The 18,065-nt window shown below is 68.4% G+C and carries 18 protein-coding genes; 14 read left to right on the top strand and 4 right to left on the bottom strand.

Annotation, left to right across the window (positions count from 1 at the left end):
• Positions 1 to 75: 75 nt before the first annotated feature.
• The gene (locus tag HWX76_RS05165; RefSeq protein WP_050013839.1) at positions 76 to 966 is read right to left on the bottom strand and encodes a LysR family transcriptional regulator; all 891 of its coding nucleotides are present in this window, start codon (positions 964 to 966) and stop codon (positions 76 to 78) included.
• Between the two features lie 151 nt (positions 967 to 1,117).
• On the opposite strand from HWX76_RS05165, the gene HWX76_RS05160 reads away from it, so the two are divergent.
• The gene (locus HWX76_RS05160) at positions 1,118 to 1,891 is read left to right on the top strand and encodes an SDR family NAD(P)-dependent oxidoreductase (RefSeq protein WP_050013838.1); all 774 of its coding nucleotides are present in this window, start codon (positions 1,118 to 1,120) and stop codon (positions 1,889 to 1,891) included.
• 13 nt (positions 1,892 to 1,904) lie between these two features.
• A complete protein-coding gene (locus HWX76_RS05155; protein WP_050013837.1) occupies positions 1,905 to 2,963 on the top strand; it encodes an L-idonate 5-dehydrogenase in 1,059 nt (352 codons plus the stop codon).
• Between the two features lie 157 nt (positions 2,964 to 3,120).
• Here HWX76_RS05155 and HWX76_RS05150 read toward each other — a convergent pair whose 3' ends face one another.
• Positions 3,121 to 3,843, bottom strand: a complete 723-nt coding sequence (locus HWX76_RS05150) for an FCD domain-containing protein (RefSeq protein WP_176015575.1) — start codon at positions 3,841 to 3,843, stop codon at positions 3,121 to 3,123.
• A 211-nt stretch (positions 3,844 to 4,054) separates the two neighbouring features.
• On the opposite strand from HWX76_RS05150, the gene HWX76_RS05145 reads away from it, so the two are divergent.
• The 3 genes from HWX76_RS05145 (at position 4,055) to HWX76_RS05135 (ending at position 7,034) form a co-directional block, all read left to right on the top strand.
• On the top strand, positions 4,055 to 5,374 hold the full coding sequence (locus tag HWX76_RS05145; protein WP_050013920.1) for a C4-dicarboxylate transporter DctA: 1,320 nt from the start codon (positions 4,055 to 4,057) through the stop codon (positions 5,372 to 5,374).
• A gap of 104 nt (positions 5,375 to 5,478) precedes the next feature.
• On the top strand, positions 5,479 to 6,486 hold the full coding sequence (alc, locus tag HWX76_RS05140; protein ID WP_050013835.1) for an allantoicase: 1,008 nt from the start codon (positions 5,479 to 5,481) through the stop codon (positions 6,484 to 6,486).
• Positions 6,487 to 6,500: 14 nt separating this feature from the next.
• On the top strand, positions 6,501 to 7,034 hold the full coding sequence (locus HWX76_RS05135; protein ID WP_050013834.1) for an ureidoglycolate lyase: 534 nt from the start codon (positions 6,501 to 6,503) through the stop codon (positions 7,032 to 7,034).
• Between the two features lie 91 nt (positions 7,035 to 7,125).
• Here HWX76_RS05135 and fur read toward each other — a convergent pair whose 3' ends face one another.
• On the bottom strand, positions 7,126 to 7,554 hold the full coding sequence (gene fur, locus HWX76_RS05130) for a ferric iron uptake transcriptional regulator (RefSeq protein WP_006400349.1): 429 nt from the start codon (positions 7,552 to 7,554) through the stop codon (positions 7,126 to 7,128).
• A 141-nt stretch (positions 7,555 to 7,695) separates the two neighbouring features.
• Here fur and bamE point away from each other — a divergent pair, with 141 nt between their 5' ends.
• From bamE to HWX76_RS05085, 9 genes are all read left to right on the top strand, one after another.
• Positions 7,696 to 8,493 (top strand): outer membrane protein assembly factor BamE, encoded by a 798-nt coding sequence (gene bamE, locus HWX76_RS05125; RefSeq protein WP_050013833.1) that lies wholly within the window; start codon positions 7,696 to 7,698, stop codon positions 8,491 to 8,493.
• Between the two features lie 64 nt (positions 8,494 to 8,557).
• Complete coding sequence (gene dapB, locus HWX76_RS05120; RefSeq protein WP_050013832.1) at positions 8,558 to 9,355, top strand: 4-hydroxy-tetrahydrodipicolinate reductase; 798 nt, start codon at positions 8,558 to 8,560, stop codon at positions 9,353 to 9,355.
• Between the two features lie 17 nt (positions 9,356 to 9,372).
• Positions 9,373 to 10,041, top strand: coding sequence for a MotA/TolQ/ExbB proton channel family protein (locus tag HWX76_RS05115; RefSeq protein WP_069616766.1), 669 nt, complete (start codon positions 9,373 to 9,375; stop codon positions 10,039 to 10,041).
• 24 nt (positions 10,042 to 10,065) lie between these two features.
• Positions 10,066 to 10,524, top strand: coding sequence for a biopolymer transporter ExbD (locus tag HWX76_RS05110; protein ID WP_050013830.1), 459 nt, complete (start codon positions 10,066 to 10,068; stop codon positions 10,522 to 10,524).
• A 254-nt stretch (positions 10,525 to 10,778) separates the two neighbouring features.
• The gene (gene leuS, locus HWX76_RS05105; RefSeq protein ID WP_089488166.1) at positions 10,779 to 13,373 is read left to right on the top strand and encodes a leucine--tRNA ligase; all 2,595 of its coding nucleotides are present in this window, start codon (positions 10,779 to 10,781) and stop codon (positions 13,371 to 13,373) included.
• 38 nt (positions 13,374 to 13,411) lie between these two features.
• On the top strand, positions 13,412 to 13,963 hold the full coding sequence (gene lptE / locus HWX76_RS05100) for an LPS assembly lipoprotein LptE (protein ID WP_050013828.1): 552 nt from the start codon (positions 13,412 to 13,414) through the stop codon (positions 13,961 to 13,963).
• An 18-nt stretch (positions 13,964 to 13,981) separates the two neighbouring features.
• Positions 13,982 to 15,076 carry a DNA polymerase III subunit delta gene (gene holA / locus HWX76_RS05095; protein WP_050013827.1) on the top strand — a complete coding sequence of 365 codons (1,095 nt, stop codon included), beginning with the start codon at positions 13,982 to 13,984 and terminating at the stop codon, positions 15,074 to 15,076.
• Positions 15,077 to 15,273: 197 nt separating this feature from the next.
• Positions 15,274 to 16,545, top strand: a complete 1,272-nt coding sequence (locus HWX76_RS05090) for a glutamate-5-semialdehyde dehydrogenase (RefSeq protein WP_124555623.1) — start codon at positions 15,274 to 15,276, stop codon at positions 16,543 to 16,545.
• 23 nt (positions 16,546 to 16,568) lie between these two features.
• The gene (locus tag HWX76_RS05085) at positions 16,569 to 16,991 is read left to right on the top strand and encodes a CopD family protein (RefSeq protein ID WP_089488167.1); all 423 of its coding nucleotides are present in this window, start codon (positions 16,569 to 16,571) and stop codon (positions 16,989 to 16,991) included.
• 93 nt (positions 16,992 to 17,084) lie between these two features.
• On the opposite strand, the gene HWX76_RS05080 is transcribed toward HWX76_RS05085, so the two are convergent.
• Complete coding sequence (locus tag HWX76_RS05080; RefSeq protein ID WP_050013824.1) at positions 17,085 to 17,933, bottom strand: MurR/RpiR family transcriptional regulator; 849 nt, start codon at positions 17,931 to 17,933, stop codon at positions 17,085 to 17,087.
• Positions 17,934 to 18,065: the final 132 nt, after the last annotated feature.

The following is an 18,065-nucleotide window of genomic DNA, read 5'->3' as shown; positions in this document are numbered from 1 at the left end:
GCGTACGTCGCTCGGCCGCTGGAAGGCGGCCGGCGTGGCGAACGAACCCGGCCCGGAGTTTTCCGGCCGGGTTTTTTATTGCCCGGCGTTCGCCGTCACGTGCTCGATCGCATCGACGAAAGCCCGTTTGAGCGGGCTGTCGAGATCGGCCCACGCGAGGCCGATGCCGCTGCGGTGACCGGCCAGATCGAGTGGCCGCGCGAGCACGTTCGGCGGCAGCGCGCTCGCCGCCTGCGCCGGGATCAGCCCGATCCCCATTCCCGCCGCGACGAGCGCGAGCATCGTCGTGAATTCGCCGAAGTCCTGCGCAATCTCGAGCGTCGTGCCTGCACGGCTCAGCGCGAGCAGCATGTCGTCGTGAAAGCCAGGCGCATAGCGGCGTGCGAGCACGAACGCGGGGTGGCCGCGCAGGTCGGCCGGCGCGATCGCATCGCGCGCGGCCAGCGGATGGTCGAGCGGCAGCGCGACGACGAACCCTTCCTCGAGCACCACGCGCGTGTCGATGCCCGCATACGCGGCCGGCAGCCGGATCATCCCGAAGTCGATCCGCCGGTCGCGTAGCGCGGCGATCTGGTCGGGCGTCGGCATGTCCTTCAGTTCGAGCGCGATCGACGGATAGCGTTCGCGCATCGTGCGCAGCACGGCCGGCAGCAGCGCCGGCAACACCGACGACACGAACGCGATCCGCAGCGTGCCGATTTCGCCGCGGCTCGACAGCCGCGCCATCTGTTCCGCGCGCGCGGCCTGCTGTAGCGTTGCCCGCGCTTCGGGCAGGAACACGCGCCCGGTGTCGCTCAGCTCGACCTTGTGCCGGTCGCGCTCGAACAGGCGCGCGCCGAGTTCCGCCTCGAGCGCCTTGATCTGCATGCTCAGCGCGGGCTGCACGATGCACAGGCGCTGCGCGGCGCGCCCGAAATGCAGGTCTTCCGCGAGCGTGACGAACGCGCGCAATTGCTTGAGTTCCATGGGGCGGCGGGCACGAGAGAGTGGTAATCAATTTTCATGATAACCGGATCAAAAAAGACCATTGGCGCGGACCCGGCCGGCGGTCGAAGATACCGTCAACGCGAGACCGGCCGCGACGGGCAGCCGGCTCGACTGGCACGAGGAGACATCCATGACTCACGCGCTTGACCGGTTCCGCCTCGACGGCCGCCGCGCGCTGATTACCGGCTCCGGCCGCGGGATCGGGCTGACGCTCGCCCGTGGGCTCGCGGAAGCCGGAGCGGCAATCGTCATCAACGATCGCAATGAAGAGAAGGCCGCGACGCTCGCGCGCCAGTTTCGCGATGAAGGCTTCGCGGCCGACCATGCGGTGTTCGACGTGGCTGAGCACGCGCAGGTACGCGCGGCGGTCGACGATTTCGAGGCGCGCGTCGGCGCGATCGACATTCTCGTGAACAACGCGGGCATCCAGCGTCGCGCGCCGCTCGACGCCTTCGACCCGGCCGACTGGCATGCGCTGATGCGCGTGAATCTCGACGGCGTGTTCAACGTCGCGCAGGCGGTCGCGCGGCACATGATCGCGCGCGGCCGCGGCAAGATCATCAACATCTGCTCGGTGCAGAGCGAGCTCGCGCGGCCGACGATCGCGCCGTATGCGGCGACCAAGGGCGCGGTGCGGATGCTGACCAAAGGGATGTGCGCGGACTGGGCGCGCCACGGGATCCAGGCGAACGGCCTTGCACCCGGCTATTTCGAAACCGAACTGAATCGCGCGCTGGTCGACGACGCGGCGTTTTCGGACTGGCTGTGCAAGCGCACGCCGGCCGGCCGCTGGGGGCAGGTCGACGAGCTGTGCGGCGCGGCGATCTTCCTCGCGTCGGCCGCATCCGATTTCGTGAACGGGCAGACGCTGTTCGTCGACGGCGGGCTGACGAGTGCGGTCTGACAAGGAGAATGTCGTGCGTATGCGTTGCATGTGTGTGGTGATCCACGGGCCGAACGACCTGCGGGTCGAGGAGCAGGACGCGGGCGAGATCGGCCCGGGCCAGGTGCGCGTCGACGTCGCGATGGGCGGCATCTGCGGCTCCGACCTCCATTACTTTCGGCATGGCGGCTTCGGCGCGATCCGGCTGCGGCAGCCGATGGTGCTCGGCCACGAGGTCGCCGGCACGGTCGCGGAAGTGGCGCCGGACGTGACGTCGGTGAAGGTCGGCGATCGCGTCGCGGTCAATCCGAGCCGGCCGTGCGGCGCATGCCGCTACTGTCTCGAAGGGCTGCCGAACCAGTGTCTCGACATGCGCTTCTACGGCAGTGCGATGCGGATGCCGCACGTGCAGGGCGCGTTCCGCAATGCGCTCGTGTGCGACGCGGTGCAATGCGTGAAGGTCGCCGATCACGTGCCGCTGTCGCTCGCGGCGCTGGCCGAGCCGTTCGCGGTCGGGCTGCACGCGGTGTCGCGCGCGGGCCCGCTGATCGGCAAGCGCGTGCTCGTGTCGGGTTGCGGGCCGATCGGCGTGCTGGCGGTCGCGGCGGCGCGCGTGCACGGCGCGGCGGAGATCGTCGCGACGGATGTCGTCGAAGCGCCGCTGGCGGTGGCGAGCGCGCTCGGCGCGGACCGCACGATCAATGCGGCGGCCGATACCGGCTGGGTCGAGCGCTACAGCGCCGACAAGGGCACGTTCGACGTGATGATCGAGTGTTCGGGCAATGCGCGCGCGCTGCGTGATGGGCTCGACGTGATGCGTCCGCGCGGTGTCGTCGTGCAGCTCGGGCTCGGCGGCGACGTGAGCCTGCCGCAGAATGTGGTGGTCGCGAAGGAGCTGTCGATCTGCGGCTCGTTCCGCTTTCACACGGAATTCGCGCTCGCGGTGCAACTGATCAACGCGGGGCGCGTCGACCTGCGGCCGGCCGTCACGCGCGTGTTCCCGATGCGCGACGCGAACCTCGCGTTCGAACTGGCAGGCGATCGCCAACGTGCGATGAAGGTGCTGATCGATTTCGCGAACGAGGCCGCGTGACGGTGCGGCGTTAGCGTCGCGACGGCAGCGGCGCCCTTTGCAAAAAAGGCACGCCCGCGATGCGCGGCGCGTGCCTTTTTCGTCGTGCGGCGGAAACGGATCGCCGGCCCGCCGCATGACTGCGTGACCGGCCGCGTGCCAACGCGGCGCGGGAGGATTACGCGCCGGGCGTCGGGAAGAACACGCCTGCGCGCTGCGCGGCGTTCGCGATGTGCGTTTCGATCGCGGTGCCGGCGGCGGCCGCATCGCGCGCGATCAGCGCGTCGACGATCGCGCGGTGCTCGTGCCACGTCGACAGCAGCAACTCGCGCCGGTAGAACGGCATGCGCTGGCTTTCCTTCATGATGTCCGCGCTGCTGCGCAGGATCGACTCGATCGCCGCATTCCCGGCCAGATGGATGATCCGCATGTGGAAGTCGAAGTCGAGCCGCGATGCCTCGTCGAGCGCGCTTTCGGTCAGCGCGACGTGCAGGTCGGCGAGGTTGTCCTCGAACCACGCGATGTCATCGTCGCTGACGACGTGCGCGGCCATCCGTGCGGCGAAGCCTTCGAGCGCATAGCGCATCTGGTACGTATCGGGCGGCGACGACTGCTCGGCGAATTGCCACGGATGCGCGGCCGACGCCTGCGCGCTTTCGACGTACACGCCCTTGCCCGCGCGGATGCGCAGCATCCCGAGCGCCTCGAGCGTCGACAGCGCCTCGCGCAGCGACGCGCGGCTGATCTCCAGCTCCTCGGAGAGCTGGCGCTGGGCCGGCAGCAGGCTGCCGACCGGATACACGCCTGCCTCGATCCGGTCGCGGATCGTCGCGATGGCGGCGTCGGTCACGGTGTGCGGAACGTTCTTCATGATATGAGTGATGGCCGGTCTGACCAGCATTGTAATCCGCACGCGCTCGGCGCATGAGCGGCCTACGGGTAAGCCACGATCAAGCCGATTCCGGTGCGTTCCGGCCCCGCTGGAGGGGCGGGAAATCCCTATTTTGTTCGTCCTTGACGCGACTATATCGGCTTCCTACTATCCACCATAACATCACTGGTCTTACCAGTATGAACAGACGAAACTGCAACCGTTGGATCGGGAGAGCGCCGTGTCGAAATTCCTCAATTCGCTGTTTGGCCGGGTAGTCGTCGCATTGATACTAGGGGTCGCGCTCGGCGCGTTCTTCCCGCATTTCGCCGAGTCGCTGCGTCCGCTCGGCGACGGCTTCCTGAAGCTGATCAAGATGGTCATCGGCCCGATCGTGTTCTGCGTCGTGGTCAGCGGGATGGCCAATGCGGGCGACCTGAAGAAGGTCGGCCGGGTCGGCCTGAAGGCCGTCGTCTACTTCGAGGTGATGACGACGCTCGCGCTCGGCATCGGGCTCGTCCTCGCCTGGGTCACGCGCCCGGGCGTCGGGATGAACATCGACCTGCGCTCGCTCGACGCGGCGTCGCTGTCGACGTACGCGAAGAACGCCGAAAGCCTGAAGGACACGGCCGGCTATCTGATGAAGATCATCCCCGACACCGCGATCGACGCGTTCGCGAAGGGCGACATCCTGCAGATCCTCGTGTTCGCGGTGCTGTTCGGCTCCGCGCTGTCGCTGCTCGGCGACAAGGCGCAGCGCGTCAATTCGCTGATCGAGGAACTGTCGCACGTGTTCTTCAGGATCATCGGCTTCATCATCAAGCTCGCGCCGCTCGGCGTGCTCGGCGCGATCGCGTTCACGACCGGCAAGTACGGCGTCGCGTCGCTCAAGCAGCTCGGCTACCTCGTCGCGGTGTTCTACCTGAGCTGCTTCGTGTTCGTCACGGTCGTGCTCGGCGTGGTGATGCGGCTCGCGGGCTTCTCGGTGTTCAAGCTGATCCGCTACCTGCGCGAGGAACTGTCGATCGTGCTCGGCACGGCGTCGTCGGATGCGGTGCTGCCGCAGGTGATGAGCAAGCTCGAATACATGGGCATCAAGGATTCGACGGTCGGCCTCGTGATCCCGACCGGCTATTCGTTCAACCTCGACGGCTTCTCGATCTACCTGACGCTCGCGGTGCTGTTCATCGCGCAGGCCACCAACACGCCGCTGTCCACGCACGACCTGATCGTCGTGCTGCTCGTGTCGCTCGTCACGTCGAAGGGCGCGCACGGCATCCCCGGCTCGGCGATCGTGATTCTCGCGGCGACGCTGTCGGCGATTCCCGCGATTCCGGTGCTCGGCCTCGTGCTGATCCTGCCGGTCGACTGGTTCGTCGGCATCGCCCGCGCGCTGACCAACCTGATCGGCAACTGCGTCGCGACGGTGGTCGTCGCGGTGTGGGAGAACGACATCGACCGCGCTCGGGCGACGCGCGTGCTGAACCGCGAGCTGCGCTACGTGGCCGACGCGCCGGGCGCCGCCGCACCGGTCGCCGGCGATCAGGCCCACGCGCTCTGAACACCGCTCTCGCGCGGCGCGGCTTCCCCGGCCGCACCGCGCGACCGACCTTCATGCGACCGGCGCGCTGACGCGCCGGCGCCTCTCAAAATAATGGAGACGACATGGCAGCCCCCATCCTCGATCCGAACGCGCCGGCTTTCACGCGGCGCTACATGAACCTCGCCGACCCGCGCTTGGGCGCGCAGGCGCTCTTCGCCAGCGACGAATTCTTCGCGCCGAAGGAGCGGATGCTCAATCCCGAGCCGGCCGTGTTCATTCCCGGCAAGTACGACGACCACGGCAAGTGGATGGACGGCTGGGAAACGCGCCGCAAGCGTACGACCGGCCACGACTTCTGCGTGGTGCGTCTCGCGCGGCCGGGCGTGATTTATGGCGTCGATCTCGATACGAGCCACTTCACCGGCAACTTCCCGCCGGCCGCGTCGATCGACGCGTGCGCGGTGGACGGCGACACGCCGCCGGACGACGCCGAGTGGCGCACGATCGTCCCCGCGACGACGCTGCAGGGCAATTCGCATCACTACGTGAGCGTCGACGATGCGCGGCCGGTCACGCACCTGCGTGTGAACCTGTATCCGGACGGCGGGCTCGCGCGGCTGCGCGTGTACGGCCAGCCGCAGCGCGACTGGCGCCACGTGCCGGCGGGCGAGCTCGTCGATCTCGCGGCGATCGAGAACGGCGGCTATCTGGTGGCCGCGAACAACCAGCACTTCGGCCCGGCCTCGCAGATGCTGATGCCGGGGCGCGGCGCGAACATGGGCGACGGCTGGGAAACGCGGCGCCGCCGCGAGCCGGGCAACGACTGGGCGATCGTCGCGCTCGCGCGGCCGGGCATCATCCGGCGCGTCGAGGTCGACACGGCGTTCTTCAAGGGCAATTTCCCCGACCGCTGCTCGCTGCAGGCCGCGCACGTGACGGGCGGCACCGACGATTCGCTCGTCACGCAGGCGATGTTCTGGGCCGAACTGCTCGGCGAGCAGAAGCTGCAGATGGACCACGTGCACACGTTCGATCAGCTCGCGGCGCTCGGCCCCGTCACGCACGTGCGGTTCAACATCTTCCCGGACGGCGGCGTGTCGCGCCTGCGTCTGTGGGGCGAGCCGGCTTGAAGGAGGGCAGCGGCATGAGCGGAACTCCGATCCTGCGCGTCGAGCGCCTGACCCGCGAAGCGTTCGCGCCGTTCGGCGACGTGATCGCGCTCGAAGGCGCGCGGCATTTCCCGATCAACGGCGGCACGACCGAGCGCTTTCACGATCTCGCGACGATCGACGTGTGCGCGGACGGCGGCCGGCCGCTCGTCAGCGTGTTTCGTGCGCAGCCGCGCGCGCTGCCGGTCGCGGTCACGCTGATGGAGCGCCACCCGCACGGCAGCCAGGCATTCATCCCGCTCGCGGCGGTGTCGCGCTACGCGATCGTCGTCGCGCCGGCCGGCGAATTCCGGCCCGACGCGATGCGCGCGTTCCTGGCCGAGGGCTGGCAGGGCGTCAATTATGCGAAGGGCGTCTGGCACCATCCGCTGCTCGCGCTCGATGCGGTCAGCGATTTCGTGATCGTCGATCGTGGCGGCCCGCAGCCGAACTGCGACGAGATCCCGCTGGAACGCGCGTGGGCGCTCGATTTCGAGCCGGCCTGCGCGCGCGCCGAAGGGCTTTCGTAAGCATGCCGGGCGCGCGGCACGCGCGCCGAAAAAGCACACGGCCCGGGCGGCGAGATGCCGGCCGGGCCGTGCCGTGTGCGGGTGGCGCGATTCAGTGCTTGCGGTGCGGGCAGTTCTCGGTCGTGCACGAACCGTACATCGCGAGCGAGTGCTCCTGGAGCCGGAAGCCGCGCTCCTTCGCGATTGCCTGCTGGCGGCTCTCGATCTCGGCGTCGAAGAATTCCTCGACGCGGCCGCAATCGAGGCACACGAGGTGGTCGTGGTGCGAACCTTCGTTCAGCTCGAACACCGCCTTGCCGGACTCGAAGTTGCTGCGCGACAGCAGGCCGGCCTGCTCGAACTGCGTGAGCACGCGATAGACGGTGGCGAGCCCGATGTCGAGCTGCTCGTTGAGCAGGTTGCGGTAGACGTCTTCGGCCGTCAGGTGGCGCACGGGGCTCTGCTGGAAGATCTCGAGAATCTTGAGGCGCGGTAGGGTGGCCTTTAGCCCGATATTCTTGAGATCCGTCGGATTGGTCATGGCTAGGCATCCCTAGAGTACAATGCAGGGCTTCAATGTTACCGGCTTTTCGCCGTTCCAGATATACGCGCGGCCTGCACGCGGGCCAGCACGGTGAAGGAAATGATCCCAGAATCGCTTTCGCACTTTCAGAGGAGTCGCATGCGGAGTGCCATCATCGCTGCCGCCGCCGTCGTCGCGCTGGCGGGTTGTTCGTCGTACGACAGCGTGACGCAGCGCATCGCGCAGAGCATCACGCCGTATCGGATCACCGTCGTGCAGGGCAACTTCGTGTCGCAGGAGAAGGCCGCCCAGTTGCAGGTCGGCATGACGCGCGAGCAAGTCCGCGCGCTGCTCGGCACGCCGCTGCTCGCGGACATGTTCCACGCGGATCGCTGGGATTACCTCTTCTACTTCAAGCGCGGCTCGACGTCGATCGTCCAGCAGCGCGACCTCGTGGTGACCTTCGCGGGCGATCGCGTCGCCAGCTGGACCGGCGCCGACAACCTGCCGTCCGAGCTCGACCTGCTGGCCGACATCGACGGCGACCGCGGCGGCAAGAAGGCGAAGGCCGCTGCCGCGGCGAAGAAGGCGTCCGAAGCCGCTGCGGCCGCGAGCGCCGCGCAGGCTGCCGCTGCCGCGAGCCCGGCTACCGAGCCGGCGCCCGGCGCGGTGGTTGACCAGGATGCGAACGCCCAGGCGGCGCGCGCGGCGAACCGTGCGACCAACCAGGTGTCGGGGCAGGGTTCGGGGTCGCGCCGGTTCACGCCGGCCGCGCAGGCCTCGGGCGGCGCGCCGGTGCCGGGCGGCCAGCCGCCGGGCGCCGCGCCGGCGATCCAGCCGCAGTTCCAGTTCCATCGTCCGCCGCAGCCGAACGCGACGAACGAAGCGGCGCCGCCGGTCGGCCCGCAAGGCTCGGACAACCTGCAGAACCAGCCGCTCACCGCCCCGGCGCAGTAAGCGGCCGGCCTGCGGAAACGGGGCGGCATGCGCCGCCCGCCTTTAGACTGTCGTGTAGAAAGCCATGAAGATTGCGATTGCCGGCGCATCGGGCCGAATGGGCCGGATGCTGATCGAAGCCGTTCTCAACGATGCCGACGCGCAGCTCGTCGGCGCGCTCGACCGCGCCGGTTCGCCGTTCCTCGGCCAGGACGCCGGTGCGTTCCTCGGCAAGGACACCGGCGTCAAGCTGACCGACGACCTCGACGCCGTGTTCGCACAGGCCGACTATCTGATCGATTTCACGCGTCCGGAAGGCACGATGGCCCACATCGAGGCCGCGTTGCGCCACGACGTGAAGCTCGTGATCGGCACGACCGGCTTCACCGCCGAGCAGAAGGCCGAGTTGCAGGCCGCGGCGGGCAAGATCGGCATCGTGTTCGCGGCGAACATGAGCGTCGGCGTGAACGTCACGCTGAAGCTGCTCGAATTCGCGGCGCAGCATTTCTCGCACGGCTACGACATCGAGATCATCGAAGCGCATCACCGCCACAAGGTCGATGCGCCGTCGGGCACCGCGCTGATGATGGGCGAGGCCGTTGCCGGCGCGCTCGGCCGCTCGCTCGACGACTGTGCGGTGTACGGCCGCCACGGCGTGACCGGCGAACGCGATCCGTCGTCGATCGGCTTTGCCGCGGTGCGCGGCGGCGACATCGTCGGCGACCACACCGTGCTGTTCGCCGGGATCGGCGAGCGCATCGAGATCACGCACAAGTCGTCGAGCCGCGTGTCGTACGCGCAGGGCGCGTTGCGTGCGGTCCGCTTCCTGTCGGCGCGCGACGCCGGCCTGTTCGACATGCAGGACGTGCTCGGCCTGCGCTGACCCGCGAGGAAACTCCGATGGCGATTCCCACCGGCGTTGTCCACTACCTCGAAAGCGGCGATGCGATCACGCACGCCGTCTCCTATGTGCTGCTGGCGATGTCCGTCGCCAGCTGGTGCTTCCTCTTGATGAAAGCCTGGCTCCTGGTCCGCGCGAAGCGGCAGGGGCCGCGCGCGCTCGCCGCGTTCTGGCGCGCGCCATCGCTCGATGCCGGCATCGCCGCGCTGGCCGGCGCCGATCGCGAGCGCGTGTTCGTGCCGCTCGCGGAAGCCGCGCGCGACGCGGCCGACGACCACGACCCGGCCGCGCTGGCCGCGCGCGTCGAGCGCGGCGAACGCGTGCTGCGCGCGTTGCGTCATGCGATGCTGCGCTCGCAGCGGCGCCTCGAATTCGGCCAGGTGCTGCTCGCGTCGATCGGCAGCACCGCGCCGTTCGTCGGGCTGCTCGGCACCGTGTGGGGCATCTATCACGCGCTCGGCAGCATCGCCGCGAGCGGGCAGGCGCAGATCGAGAACGTCGCGGGGCCGGTCGGCGAGGCGCTGATCATGACCGCGTTCGGGCTGGTCGTCGCGATTCCCGCGGTGCTCGCGTACAACATCCTCGGCCGGCTCGTCCGGCAGCTCGCCGAGGAACTCGACGGCTTCGCACGCGATCTGCACGTATTCGTGTGCGCGCAGGGCGCCTGACGCGCCGGCTCCGGAGGAACGACCATGGCATTCGGCGGGCTCGAGCACCACAAGACGTCCGCGCCGATGGCGGAGATCAACATGACGCCGCTGATCGACGTGATGCTCGTGCTGCTCGTCATCTTCATCATCACCGCGCCGCTGATGACGCACGCGATCCGGCTCGACCTGCCGAAGGTCGCGGCGAGCGTCGCGCGCGACACGCCGCAATCCGTCACGCTGTCGATCGACGACGCGGGCAAGCTCTACTGGGACGACGCGCCCGTGGCGCTCGACGCGCTGCCCGCGCGGTTCCGGGCCGCCGCCGCGGGCGCCGCGCCGCCCGAGTTGCGGCTGCGCGCGTCGCGCGCGACGCGCTACGACGTGATCGCGCAGGTGATGGGCGCCGCGCAGGCCGCGGGCCTCACGCGGATCGGCTTCGTGACCGACGTGCCGCCGGCCGGGAGCGCCGCCGCGCCGGCCGCCGCGGGCGCGAAACCCTGATACGCCGCCCTGCGGGCGCAAAGGCACGTTCCGCTGTTTGGAAAAATTCATTCGCGGGGCCAGCGCAAGCCCGTTATTAGCGTGAACAGGCCCTAGCCCGCGAGACCGGCCGTGCGGGCCCGCCCGGGCGGTATAATCGACGTTTTTCCCGGCCCGGAACCGGTCAGCCCGTTCCCGCGCCGGGTACGCACGATTTTCGATCCAATCCTGCGCGCGAGCCGTCGCGCCGCTTAAAGCCTAGCCCGAACCACACCATGCACGAGAGATACGTACCCGCCGACGTCGAAGCCGCCGCCCAGGGCGACTGGCGCGCAGCCGATGCCTACAAGACGAGGGAAGATTCGCAGAAGCCGAAGTTCTACTGCGTGTCGATGCTGCCGTACCCGTCCGGCAAGCTGCACATGGGTCACGTGCGCAACTACACGATCAACGACGTGATGTACCGCTATCTGCGGATGAACGGCTACAACACGCTGATGCCGATGGGCTGGGATGCGTTCGGGATGCCGGCCGAGAACGCCGCGATGGCGAACGGCGTGCCGCCCGCGAAGTGGACCTACGACAACATCGACTACATGAAGGGCCAGATGCAGTCGATGGGCCTCGCGATCGACTGGTCGCGCGAAATCGCGACGTGCAAGCCCGAGTACTACAAGTGGAACCAGTGGCTGTTCCTGAAGATGCTCGAGAAGGGCATCGCGTACAAGAAGACGGGCACCGTGAACTGGGACCCGGTCGACCAGACCGTGCTCGCGAACGAGCAGGTGATCGACGGCCGCGGCTGGCGCTCGGGCGCGCTCGTCGAGAAGCGCGAGATCCCGATGTACTACCTGCGCATCACGCAGTACGCGGATGAGCTGCTGAACGATCTCGACGGCCTCGGCTGGCCCGAGCGCGTGAAGATCATGCAGCAGAACTGGATCGGCAAGAGCTTCGGCGTGAACTTCGGTTTCCCGTACGAACTCGACGGCGAGCAGAAGCTGCTGCGCGTGTTCACGACGCGCGCCGACACGATCATGGGCGTCACGTTCTGCGCGATCGCGGCCGAGCACCCGCTCGCCACGCGCCTCGCGCAGGACAAGCCGGAACTGCTCGCGTTCATCGAGGAATGCAAGCGCGGCGGCGTGGCCGAAGCCGACGTCGCGACGATGGAGAAGAAGGGCGTTGCGACCGGCTTCTCGGTCAAGCACCCGCTGACCGGCGAGCCGGTCGAGGTGTGGATCGGCAACTACGTGCTGATGAGCTATGGCGAAGGCGCGGTGATGGGCGTGCCGGGCCACGACGAGCGCGATTTCGCGTTCGCGAAGAAATACGATTTGCCGATCAAGCAGGTGATCGCGAGCGAAGGGCAGACGTACTCGCTCGACGCATGGCAGGAGTGGTACGGCGACAAGGACACCGCGGTCTGCGTGAACAGCGGCAAGTACGACGGCCTGCGCTACGCGGACGCGGTCGACGCGGTCGCGGCCGACCTGAACGCCGGCGGCTTCGGCGACAAGCAGGTCACGTGGCGCCTGCGCGACTGGGGCGTGTCGCGCCAGCGCTACTGGGGCACGCCGATCCCGATCATCCACTGCCCGTCGTGCGGCGACGTGCCGGTGCCGGAGCAGGACCTGCCCGTCGTGCTGCCGGAAGACCTCGTGCCGGACGGCTCGGGCAACCCGCTCGCGAAGTCCGAAGCGTTCCTGAACTGCACGTGCCCGAAGTGCGGCGCGGCCGCGAAGCGCGAAACCGACACGATGGATACCTTCGTCGATTCGTCGTGGTACTTCTCGCGCTACACGGCGCCGGACGCCGAGACGATGGTCGACGCGCGCACCGATTACTGGATGCCGATGGATCAATACATCGGCGGCATCGAGCACGCGATCCTGCACCTGCTGTATTCGCGCTTCTGGACCAAGGTGATGCGCGATCTCGGCCTCGTGAAGTTCGGCGAGCCGGCGAAGAACCTGCTCACGCAGGGGATGGTGCTGAACGAGACGTACTACCGCGAGGACGCGGCGGGCAAGAAGACCTGGTACAACCCGCTCGACGTGACGGTCACGCACGACGACAAGGGTCGCCCGGTCGGCGCGACGCTGAATGCGGACGGTCAGCCGGTCGTGCTCGGCGGCATCGAGAAGATGTCGAAGTCGAAGAACAACGGCGTCGATCCGCAGCTGCTGATCGACCAGTACGGCGCCGATACCGCGCGCCTGTTCACGATGTTCGCCGCGCCGCCGGAGCAGCAGCTCGAGTGGTCGGGCGCGGGCGTTGAAGGCGCGAGCCGCTTCCTGCGCCGCGTATGGAGCTTCGGCGCCGGCAATCGTGAAGCGCTTGCCGCCCGCGCCGGTTTCGACGCGGCGACGCTCGGCGACGCCGACAAGGCGCTGCGCCGCGAGATCTACAGCGTGCTGAAGCAGGCCGACTTCGACTACCAGCGCCTGCAGTACAACACGGTCGTGTCGGCCGCGATGAAGATGCTGAACGCGATCGACGGCGCGAAGGGCGCGACGCCCGCCGTGCTGCGCGAGACGTACGGCGTGCTGCTGCGCGTGTTGTACCCGGTCGTGCCGCACGTCACGTTCGAGCTGTGGAAGGCGCTCGGCTACGCGGACGAATTCGGCCCGCTGCTCGATGCACCGTGGCCGAAGGTCGACGAGGCCGCACTCGAGCAGGCCGAGATCGAACTCGTGCTGCAGGTGAACGGCAAGGTGCGCGGCGCGCTGAAGGTCGCGAAGGACGCGAGCCGCGACGCGATCGAAGCAGCGGCGGTGGCCGACGAGGCATTCGCGAAATTCAGCGACGGCAAGCCGGCGAAGAAGATCGTCGTCGTGCCGGGCCGCCTCGTGAACATCGTCGTCTGACGGCCGCCGGCCGTCGGACGTACCCAGAAGGAGCGAAGGTGATCCGCAGATCGTTTTTGATGCTCGTCGGCAGCGCGGTCGTGCTGTCGGCATGCGGTTTCCAGTTGCGCGGCCAGCAGGACTACGCGTTCAAGCACCTGTTCGTGGCCGGTGCGCCGGCGTCCGTCGGGGCGCGGCTCACGCGCCTCGTCGAGGCCGGCAGCGACACGAAGATCGTCAAGTCGCCGGACGACGCCGACGCCGTGCTGCGCATGTGGGAGTCGCGTGGCCAGAACACGCTGACGCTCAACAAGTACGGCTCCGCGCAGGAATACGCGCTGTTCTACACGCTGAACTACACGCTGACGAGCAAGGACGGCACCGTGCTGATCCCGCCGAGCGCGATCGCGCTGAACCGCGCGATGACGTACAGCGACCAGTACACGAACGCGAAGGCGCAGGAAGCCGACATCCTGTACGGCGACATGCAGAACGACGCGGTCGACCAGTTGATGCGGCGTCTCGCGATCGTCCATTCGCTGACGCCGGCGCCGGAGGACGTGGTGCCGGGCGTGGCGCCGCGCGCGCCGCTGCCGCCGCCGCCGCTCTGATCGCGGGCGCACGCAGCGATGCAATTGCGACTTGATGCGCTGGAGCCGCACCTCGCGAAGGGGTTGGCCGGGCTCTATACCGTCTACGGCGACGAGCCGCTGCTCGCGCAGGAAGCGTGCGACCGCATTCGTGCGGCCGCGCGCGCGGCCGGCTTCACCGAGCGTTCGGTGCATACGGTCGAGCGCGGCTTCGACTGGAGCGTGCTGCTCGGCGCGACCCAGGCAATGTCGCTGTTCGGCGAGCGCCAGCTGATCGAGCTGCGCATTCCGTCGGGCAAGCCCGGCAAGGAAGGCGCCGATGCGCTGAAGATGCTCGCGGCCACGCCCAATCCCGATGCGCTGATGCTCGTCACGTTGCCGCGCCTCGACGCGGCCACGCAGAAATCCGCGTGGTTTACCGCGCTGCAGAACGGCGGCGTCGCGCTGAAGATCGATCCGGTCGACCGCGCGCAACTGCCGAACTGGATCGGCCAGCGCCTGTCGATGCAGGGCCAGCGCGTCGCGTCCGGCGACGACGGGCGCCGCGCGCTGCAGTTCATCGCGGAGCGCGTCGAGGGCAACCTGCTCGCCGCGCACCAGGAAATCCAGAAGCTCGGGCTGCTGTATCCGCAAGGCGCGCTGTCGTTCGAGCAGGTGCACGACGCGGTGTTGAACGTCGCGCGCTACGATGTGTTCAAGCTCAACGAAGCGATGCTCGCCGGCGACGCCGCGCGGCTCGCGCGGATGATCGACGGGCTGAAGGGCGAGGGGGAGGCGATCGTACTCGTGATGTGGGCCGTCGTTGAGGAACTGCGCACGCTGCTGCGGATCAAGCGCGGCACGACGGCCGGCAAGCCGCTCGCGACGCTGCTGCGTGAGAACCGCGTGTGGGGGCCGCGCGAGCGGCTGATCGCGCCCGCGCTGAACCGCGTGTCGGAAGCGGTGCTCGAAAAGGCGCTCGCGTTCGCCGCGAAGCTCGACCGGCAGGTCAAGGGGCTCACGGCTGTCACGCCGGGCCGCCGCACGCAGGACGAACCGCCGCCCGACCCGTGGGACGGGCTGTTCCAGCTCGCGATGACGGTCGCGGGCGCCCGCGGCGAGCGACCGCCGACCGCGGGTCGCGTGCGACGCTAAGTCCCGTTCGGGCCTTCAGCGCGCGCTGCGCAACCCGCTTACAATGCTTCGATGACCGGGGCGCCGCCCTGCGCGGCGCGGTCTTGCGGCCGTTACCCCGCCCGGATGGTCGTCCCGGATAGCCGTCTCCGCATGGCCGTCCCCGCTTCCCCCACGAATTCATGCCGCTCCGCGCGGCTCGCTTCTCGAGTCACACGATGGATATCGATCAGTACATGACCGACCTGGGCCGTCGCGCCCGGCACGCCTCCCGCGCGATGGCGCGCGCCAGCACGGCCGCGAAGAACGCGGCGCTCGACGCCGTGGCCCGCGCGATCGAACGCGACGCGCAGGCGCTGAAGGACGCGAATGCACGCGACGTCGCCCGCGCCCGTGAAAAGGGGCTCGATGCGGCGTTCGTCGACCGCCTGACGCTGTCGGACAAGGCGTTGAACACGATGGTCGAAGGGCTGCGTCAGGTTGCGTCGCTGGCCGATCCGATCGGCGAGATCGGCAACCTGAAGTTCCGCCCGAGCGGGATCCAGGTCGGCCAGATGCGCGTGCCGCTCGGCGTGATCGGCATCATCTACGAATCGCGCCCGAACGTGACGATCGACGCGGCCGCGCTGTGCCTGAAGTCGGGCAACGCGACGATCCTGCGCGGCGGCTCCGAAGCGCTCGAGTCGAACGCGGCGCTCGCGAAGCTGATCGGCGAAGGGCTCGAGGCGGCAGGCCTCCCTCAGGACGCGGTGCAGGTCGTCGCGACGGCCGATCGCGCGGCGGTCGGCAAGCTGATCACGATGACCGAATTCGTCGACGTGATCGTGCCGCGCGGCGGCAAGAGCCTGATCGAACGGCTGATCAACGAGGCACGCGTGCCGATGATCAAGCACCTCGACGGCATCTGCCACGTGTACGTCGACGATCGCGCCGATCTCGACAAGGCGCTGACCGTCTGCGACAACGCGAAGACGCACCGCTACGGCACCTGCAACACGATGGAGACGCTGCTCGTGTCGAGCGGCATCGCCGCGAAGCTGCTGCCGCCGCTCGGCAAGCTGTATCGCGACAAGCAGGTCGAACTGCGCGTCGACGCGGCCGCGCGCGCGGTGCTCGCCGATGCGGGCGTCGGCCCGCTCGTCGACGCGACCGAAGAAGACTGGCACACCGAATATCTGGCGCCGGTGCTTGCGATCAAGGTCGTCGACGGGCTCGACGCCGCGATCGAGCACATCAACCATTACGGCTCGCATCACACGGATGCGATCGTCACCGAGGATCACGACCGCGCGATGCGCTTCCTGCGCGAAGTCGATTCGGCGAGCGTGATGGTCAACGCGTCGACACGCTTCGCGGACGGTTTCGAATTCGGCCTCGGCGCGGAAATCGGCATCTCGAACGACAAGCTGCACGCACGCGGCCCCGTCGGCCTGGAAGGGCTGACGTCGCTGAAGTACGTCGTGCTCGGGCACGGCGAAGGTCGTCAGTAAGTCAACCGCGAGGCGCACAATCGATGGCAATGCTCTGGGTCAAGACGTTCCATATCGTTCTGATCGCCGCGTGGTTCGCGGGGCTGTTCTACCTGCCGCGCATCTACGTGAACCTGGCCATGGAGACCGATCCGGCCGCGGTGCGGCGCCTGCTGCTGATGGCGCGCAAGCTGTTCCGTTTCATGACGATGATCGCGGTGCCGGCGCTCGCGTGCGGGCTGTGGCTGTGGCTCGTGATCGGCATCGGCCAGGGGCAGGGCTGGATCCATGCGAAGGTGACGGTCGTGTTGCTGCTGATCGTCTATCACGCGTATTGCGGGCATCTGCTGAAAGTGTTCGAGCGAGGCGAGAACCGCCGCACCGACAGGTGGTATCGCGTATTCAACGAGCTGCCGGTGCTCGGCATGCTCGCGGCGGTCGCGCTGGTCGTGATCAAACCGTTCTGAGCGGCGCGGCCGGCGAGTCCGTCGCCGCCGAATCATGCGCAACGGCGCCCCTCGGGGCGCCGTCGTTCGTTTACGCTCGGCGTTCCGCGACGACTAGTCCTTCGTCGGGTCGTCGATCCGGCGTCGCGTGATCGCTTCCTTCGCGCGGCCGACGCGCTCCATCAGCGCCGGCCCGCGCGACAGCGCGACGCCGACCGCGAGGATGTCGCCGATCGCGAGATGCGACATCCGCGACGTCATCGGCGAGAACACGTCCGTTTCCTCGGCGACGTTCGACGCGAGGCTGACCGTCGCGAGCTTCGCGAGCGGCGAATGGCTCTGCGTGATCGCGACGACTTTCGCGCCGCATGCGAGCGCGGAGCGCGCGGCGTCGACGATGTCGCGCGTGCGGCCGGTGTTCGAGATCGCGACGACGACGTCGTGCGGGCCGAGCAGCGCCGACGACATCGAGAACGTGTGCGGGTCCGAATACGCGACGCTCGGCACGCCGAGCCGGAAGAACTTGTGCTGGATGTCCTGCGCGGCGATGCCCGAGCCGCCGGCGCCGTAGAACTCGATGCGCGACGCGTTCGACAGCAGCGCGATCGCGTCGGCGACGCTGCCCGCCGACAGGCTGTTGCGCACCTCGATCAGCGCGCCGATCGTGCGGTCGAACACCTTGCCGATGATGCCGGGCGCCGGCTCGTCGGGCTCGACGTCGCGGTACACCGACGACACGCCCGGCGCGACGCTCTGCGCGAGCCGGATCTTGAATTCGCGGAAGCCGCTGCAGCCGAGCGCCTGGCAGAAGCGCGCGATGGTCGGCTGGCTGACGCCCGCGCGGGTCGACAGCTCGGTCATCGCGAGGTCGAGCACCTCGCGCGGCGCGGCGAGGATGTAGTCGGCGAGCTTGCGCTCGGACGGGCGCAACTCGGCGCGGATCGCTTCAATGCGAGGCAGCATGGGACGGCACGTGGAAATCGGGTTCGGATGAGCGAGTGTATCGCACTCCAATTGTAGAAAATCTACATGAAAATACTAGCGCAATTGCAATGGTTCGGATGCTAGTCCAGCAAGGGGAATTAGGGTTTTCAC

Source organism: Burkholderia sp. BCC0398 (genome assembly GCF_902833245.1).
GTDB classification, from domain to species: domain Bacteria; phylum Pseudomonadota; class Gammaproteobacteria; order Burkholderiales; family Burkholderiaceae; genus Burkholderia; species Burkholderia sola.
This window is presented reverse-complemented; position numbering and strand designations above follow the sequence as displayed.

Bases quoted from the DNA above. Each gene is read 5' to 3' on its own strand.
- alc (WP_050013835.1), top strand. From the start codon at position 5,479: ATGGCAGCCCCCATCCTCGATCCGAACGCGCCGGCTTTCACGCGGCGC.
- holA (WP_050013827.1), top strand. From the start codon at position 13,982: ATGCAATTGCGACTTGATGCGCTGGAGCCGCACCTCGCGAAGGGGTTG.
- HWX76_RS05085 (WP_089488167.1), top strand. From the start codon at position 16,569: ATGGCAATGCTCTGGGTCAAGACGTTCCATATCGTTCTGATCGCCGCG.
- HWX76_RS05150 (WP_176015575.1), bottom strand. From the start codon at position 3,843: ATGCTGGTCAGACCGGCCATCACTCATATCATGAAGAACGTTCCGCAC.
- bamE (WP_050013833.1), top strand. From the start codon at position 7,696: ATGCGGAGTGCCATCATCGCTGCCGCCGCCGTCGTCGCGCTGGCGGGT.
- HWX76_RS05115 (WP_069616766.1), top strand. From the start codon at position 9,373: ATGGCGATTCCCACCGGCGTTGTCCACTACCTCGAAAGCGGCGATGCG.
- HWX76_RS05090 (WP_124555623.1), top strand. From the start codon at position 15,274: ATGGATATCGATCAGTACATGACCGACCTGGGCCGTCGCGCCCGGCAC.
- dapB (WP_050013832.1), top strand. From the start codon at position 8,558: ATGAAGATTGCGATTGCCGGCGCATCGGGCCGAATGGGCCGGATGCTG.
- leuS (WP_089488166.1), top strand. From the start codon at position 10,779: ATGCACGAGAGATACGTACCCGCCGACGTCGAAGCCGCCGCCCAGGGC.
- HWX76_RS05080 (WP_050013824.1), bottom strand. From the start codon at position 17,933: ATGCTGCCTCGCATTGAAGCGATCCGCGCCGAGTTGCGCCCGTCCGAG.
- HWX76_RS05160 (WP_050013838.1), top strand. From the start codon at position 1,118: ATGACTCACGCGCTTGACCGGTTCCGCCTCGACGGCCGCCGCGCGCTG.
- HWX76_RS05110 (WP_050013830.1), top strand. From the start codon at position 10,066: ATGGCATTCGGCGGGCTCGAGCACCACAAGACGTCCGCGCCGATGGCG.
- HWX76_RS05135 (WP_050013834.1), top strand. From the start codon at position 6,501: ATGAGCGGAACTCCGATCCTGCGCGTCGAGCGCCTGACCCGCGAAGCG.
- fur (WP_006400349.1), bottom strand. From the start codon at position 7,554: ATGACCAATCCGACGGATCTCAAGAATATCGGGCTAAAGGCCACCCTA.
- HWX76_RS05165 (WP_050013839.1), bottom strand. From the start codon at position 966: ATGGAACTCAAGCAATTGCGCGCGTTCGTCACGCTCGCGGAAGACCTG.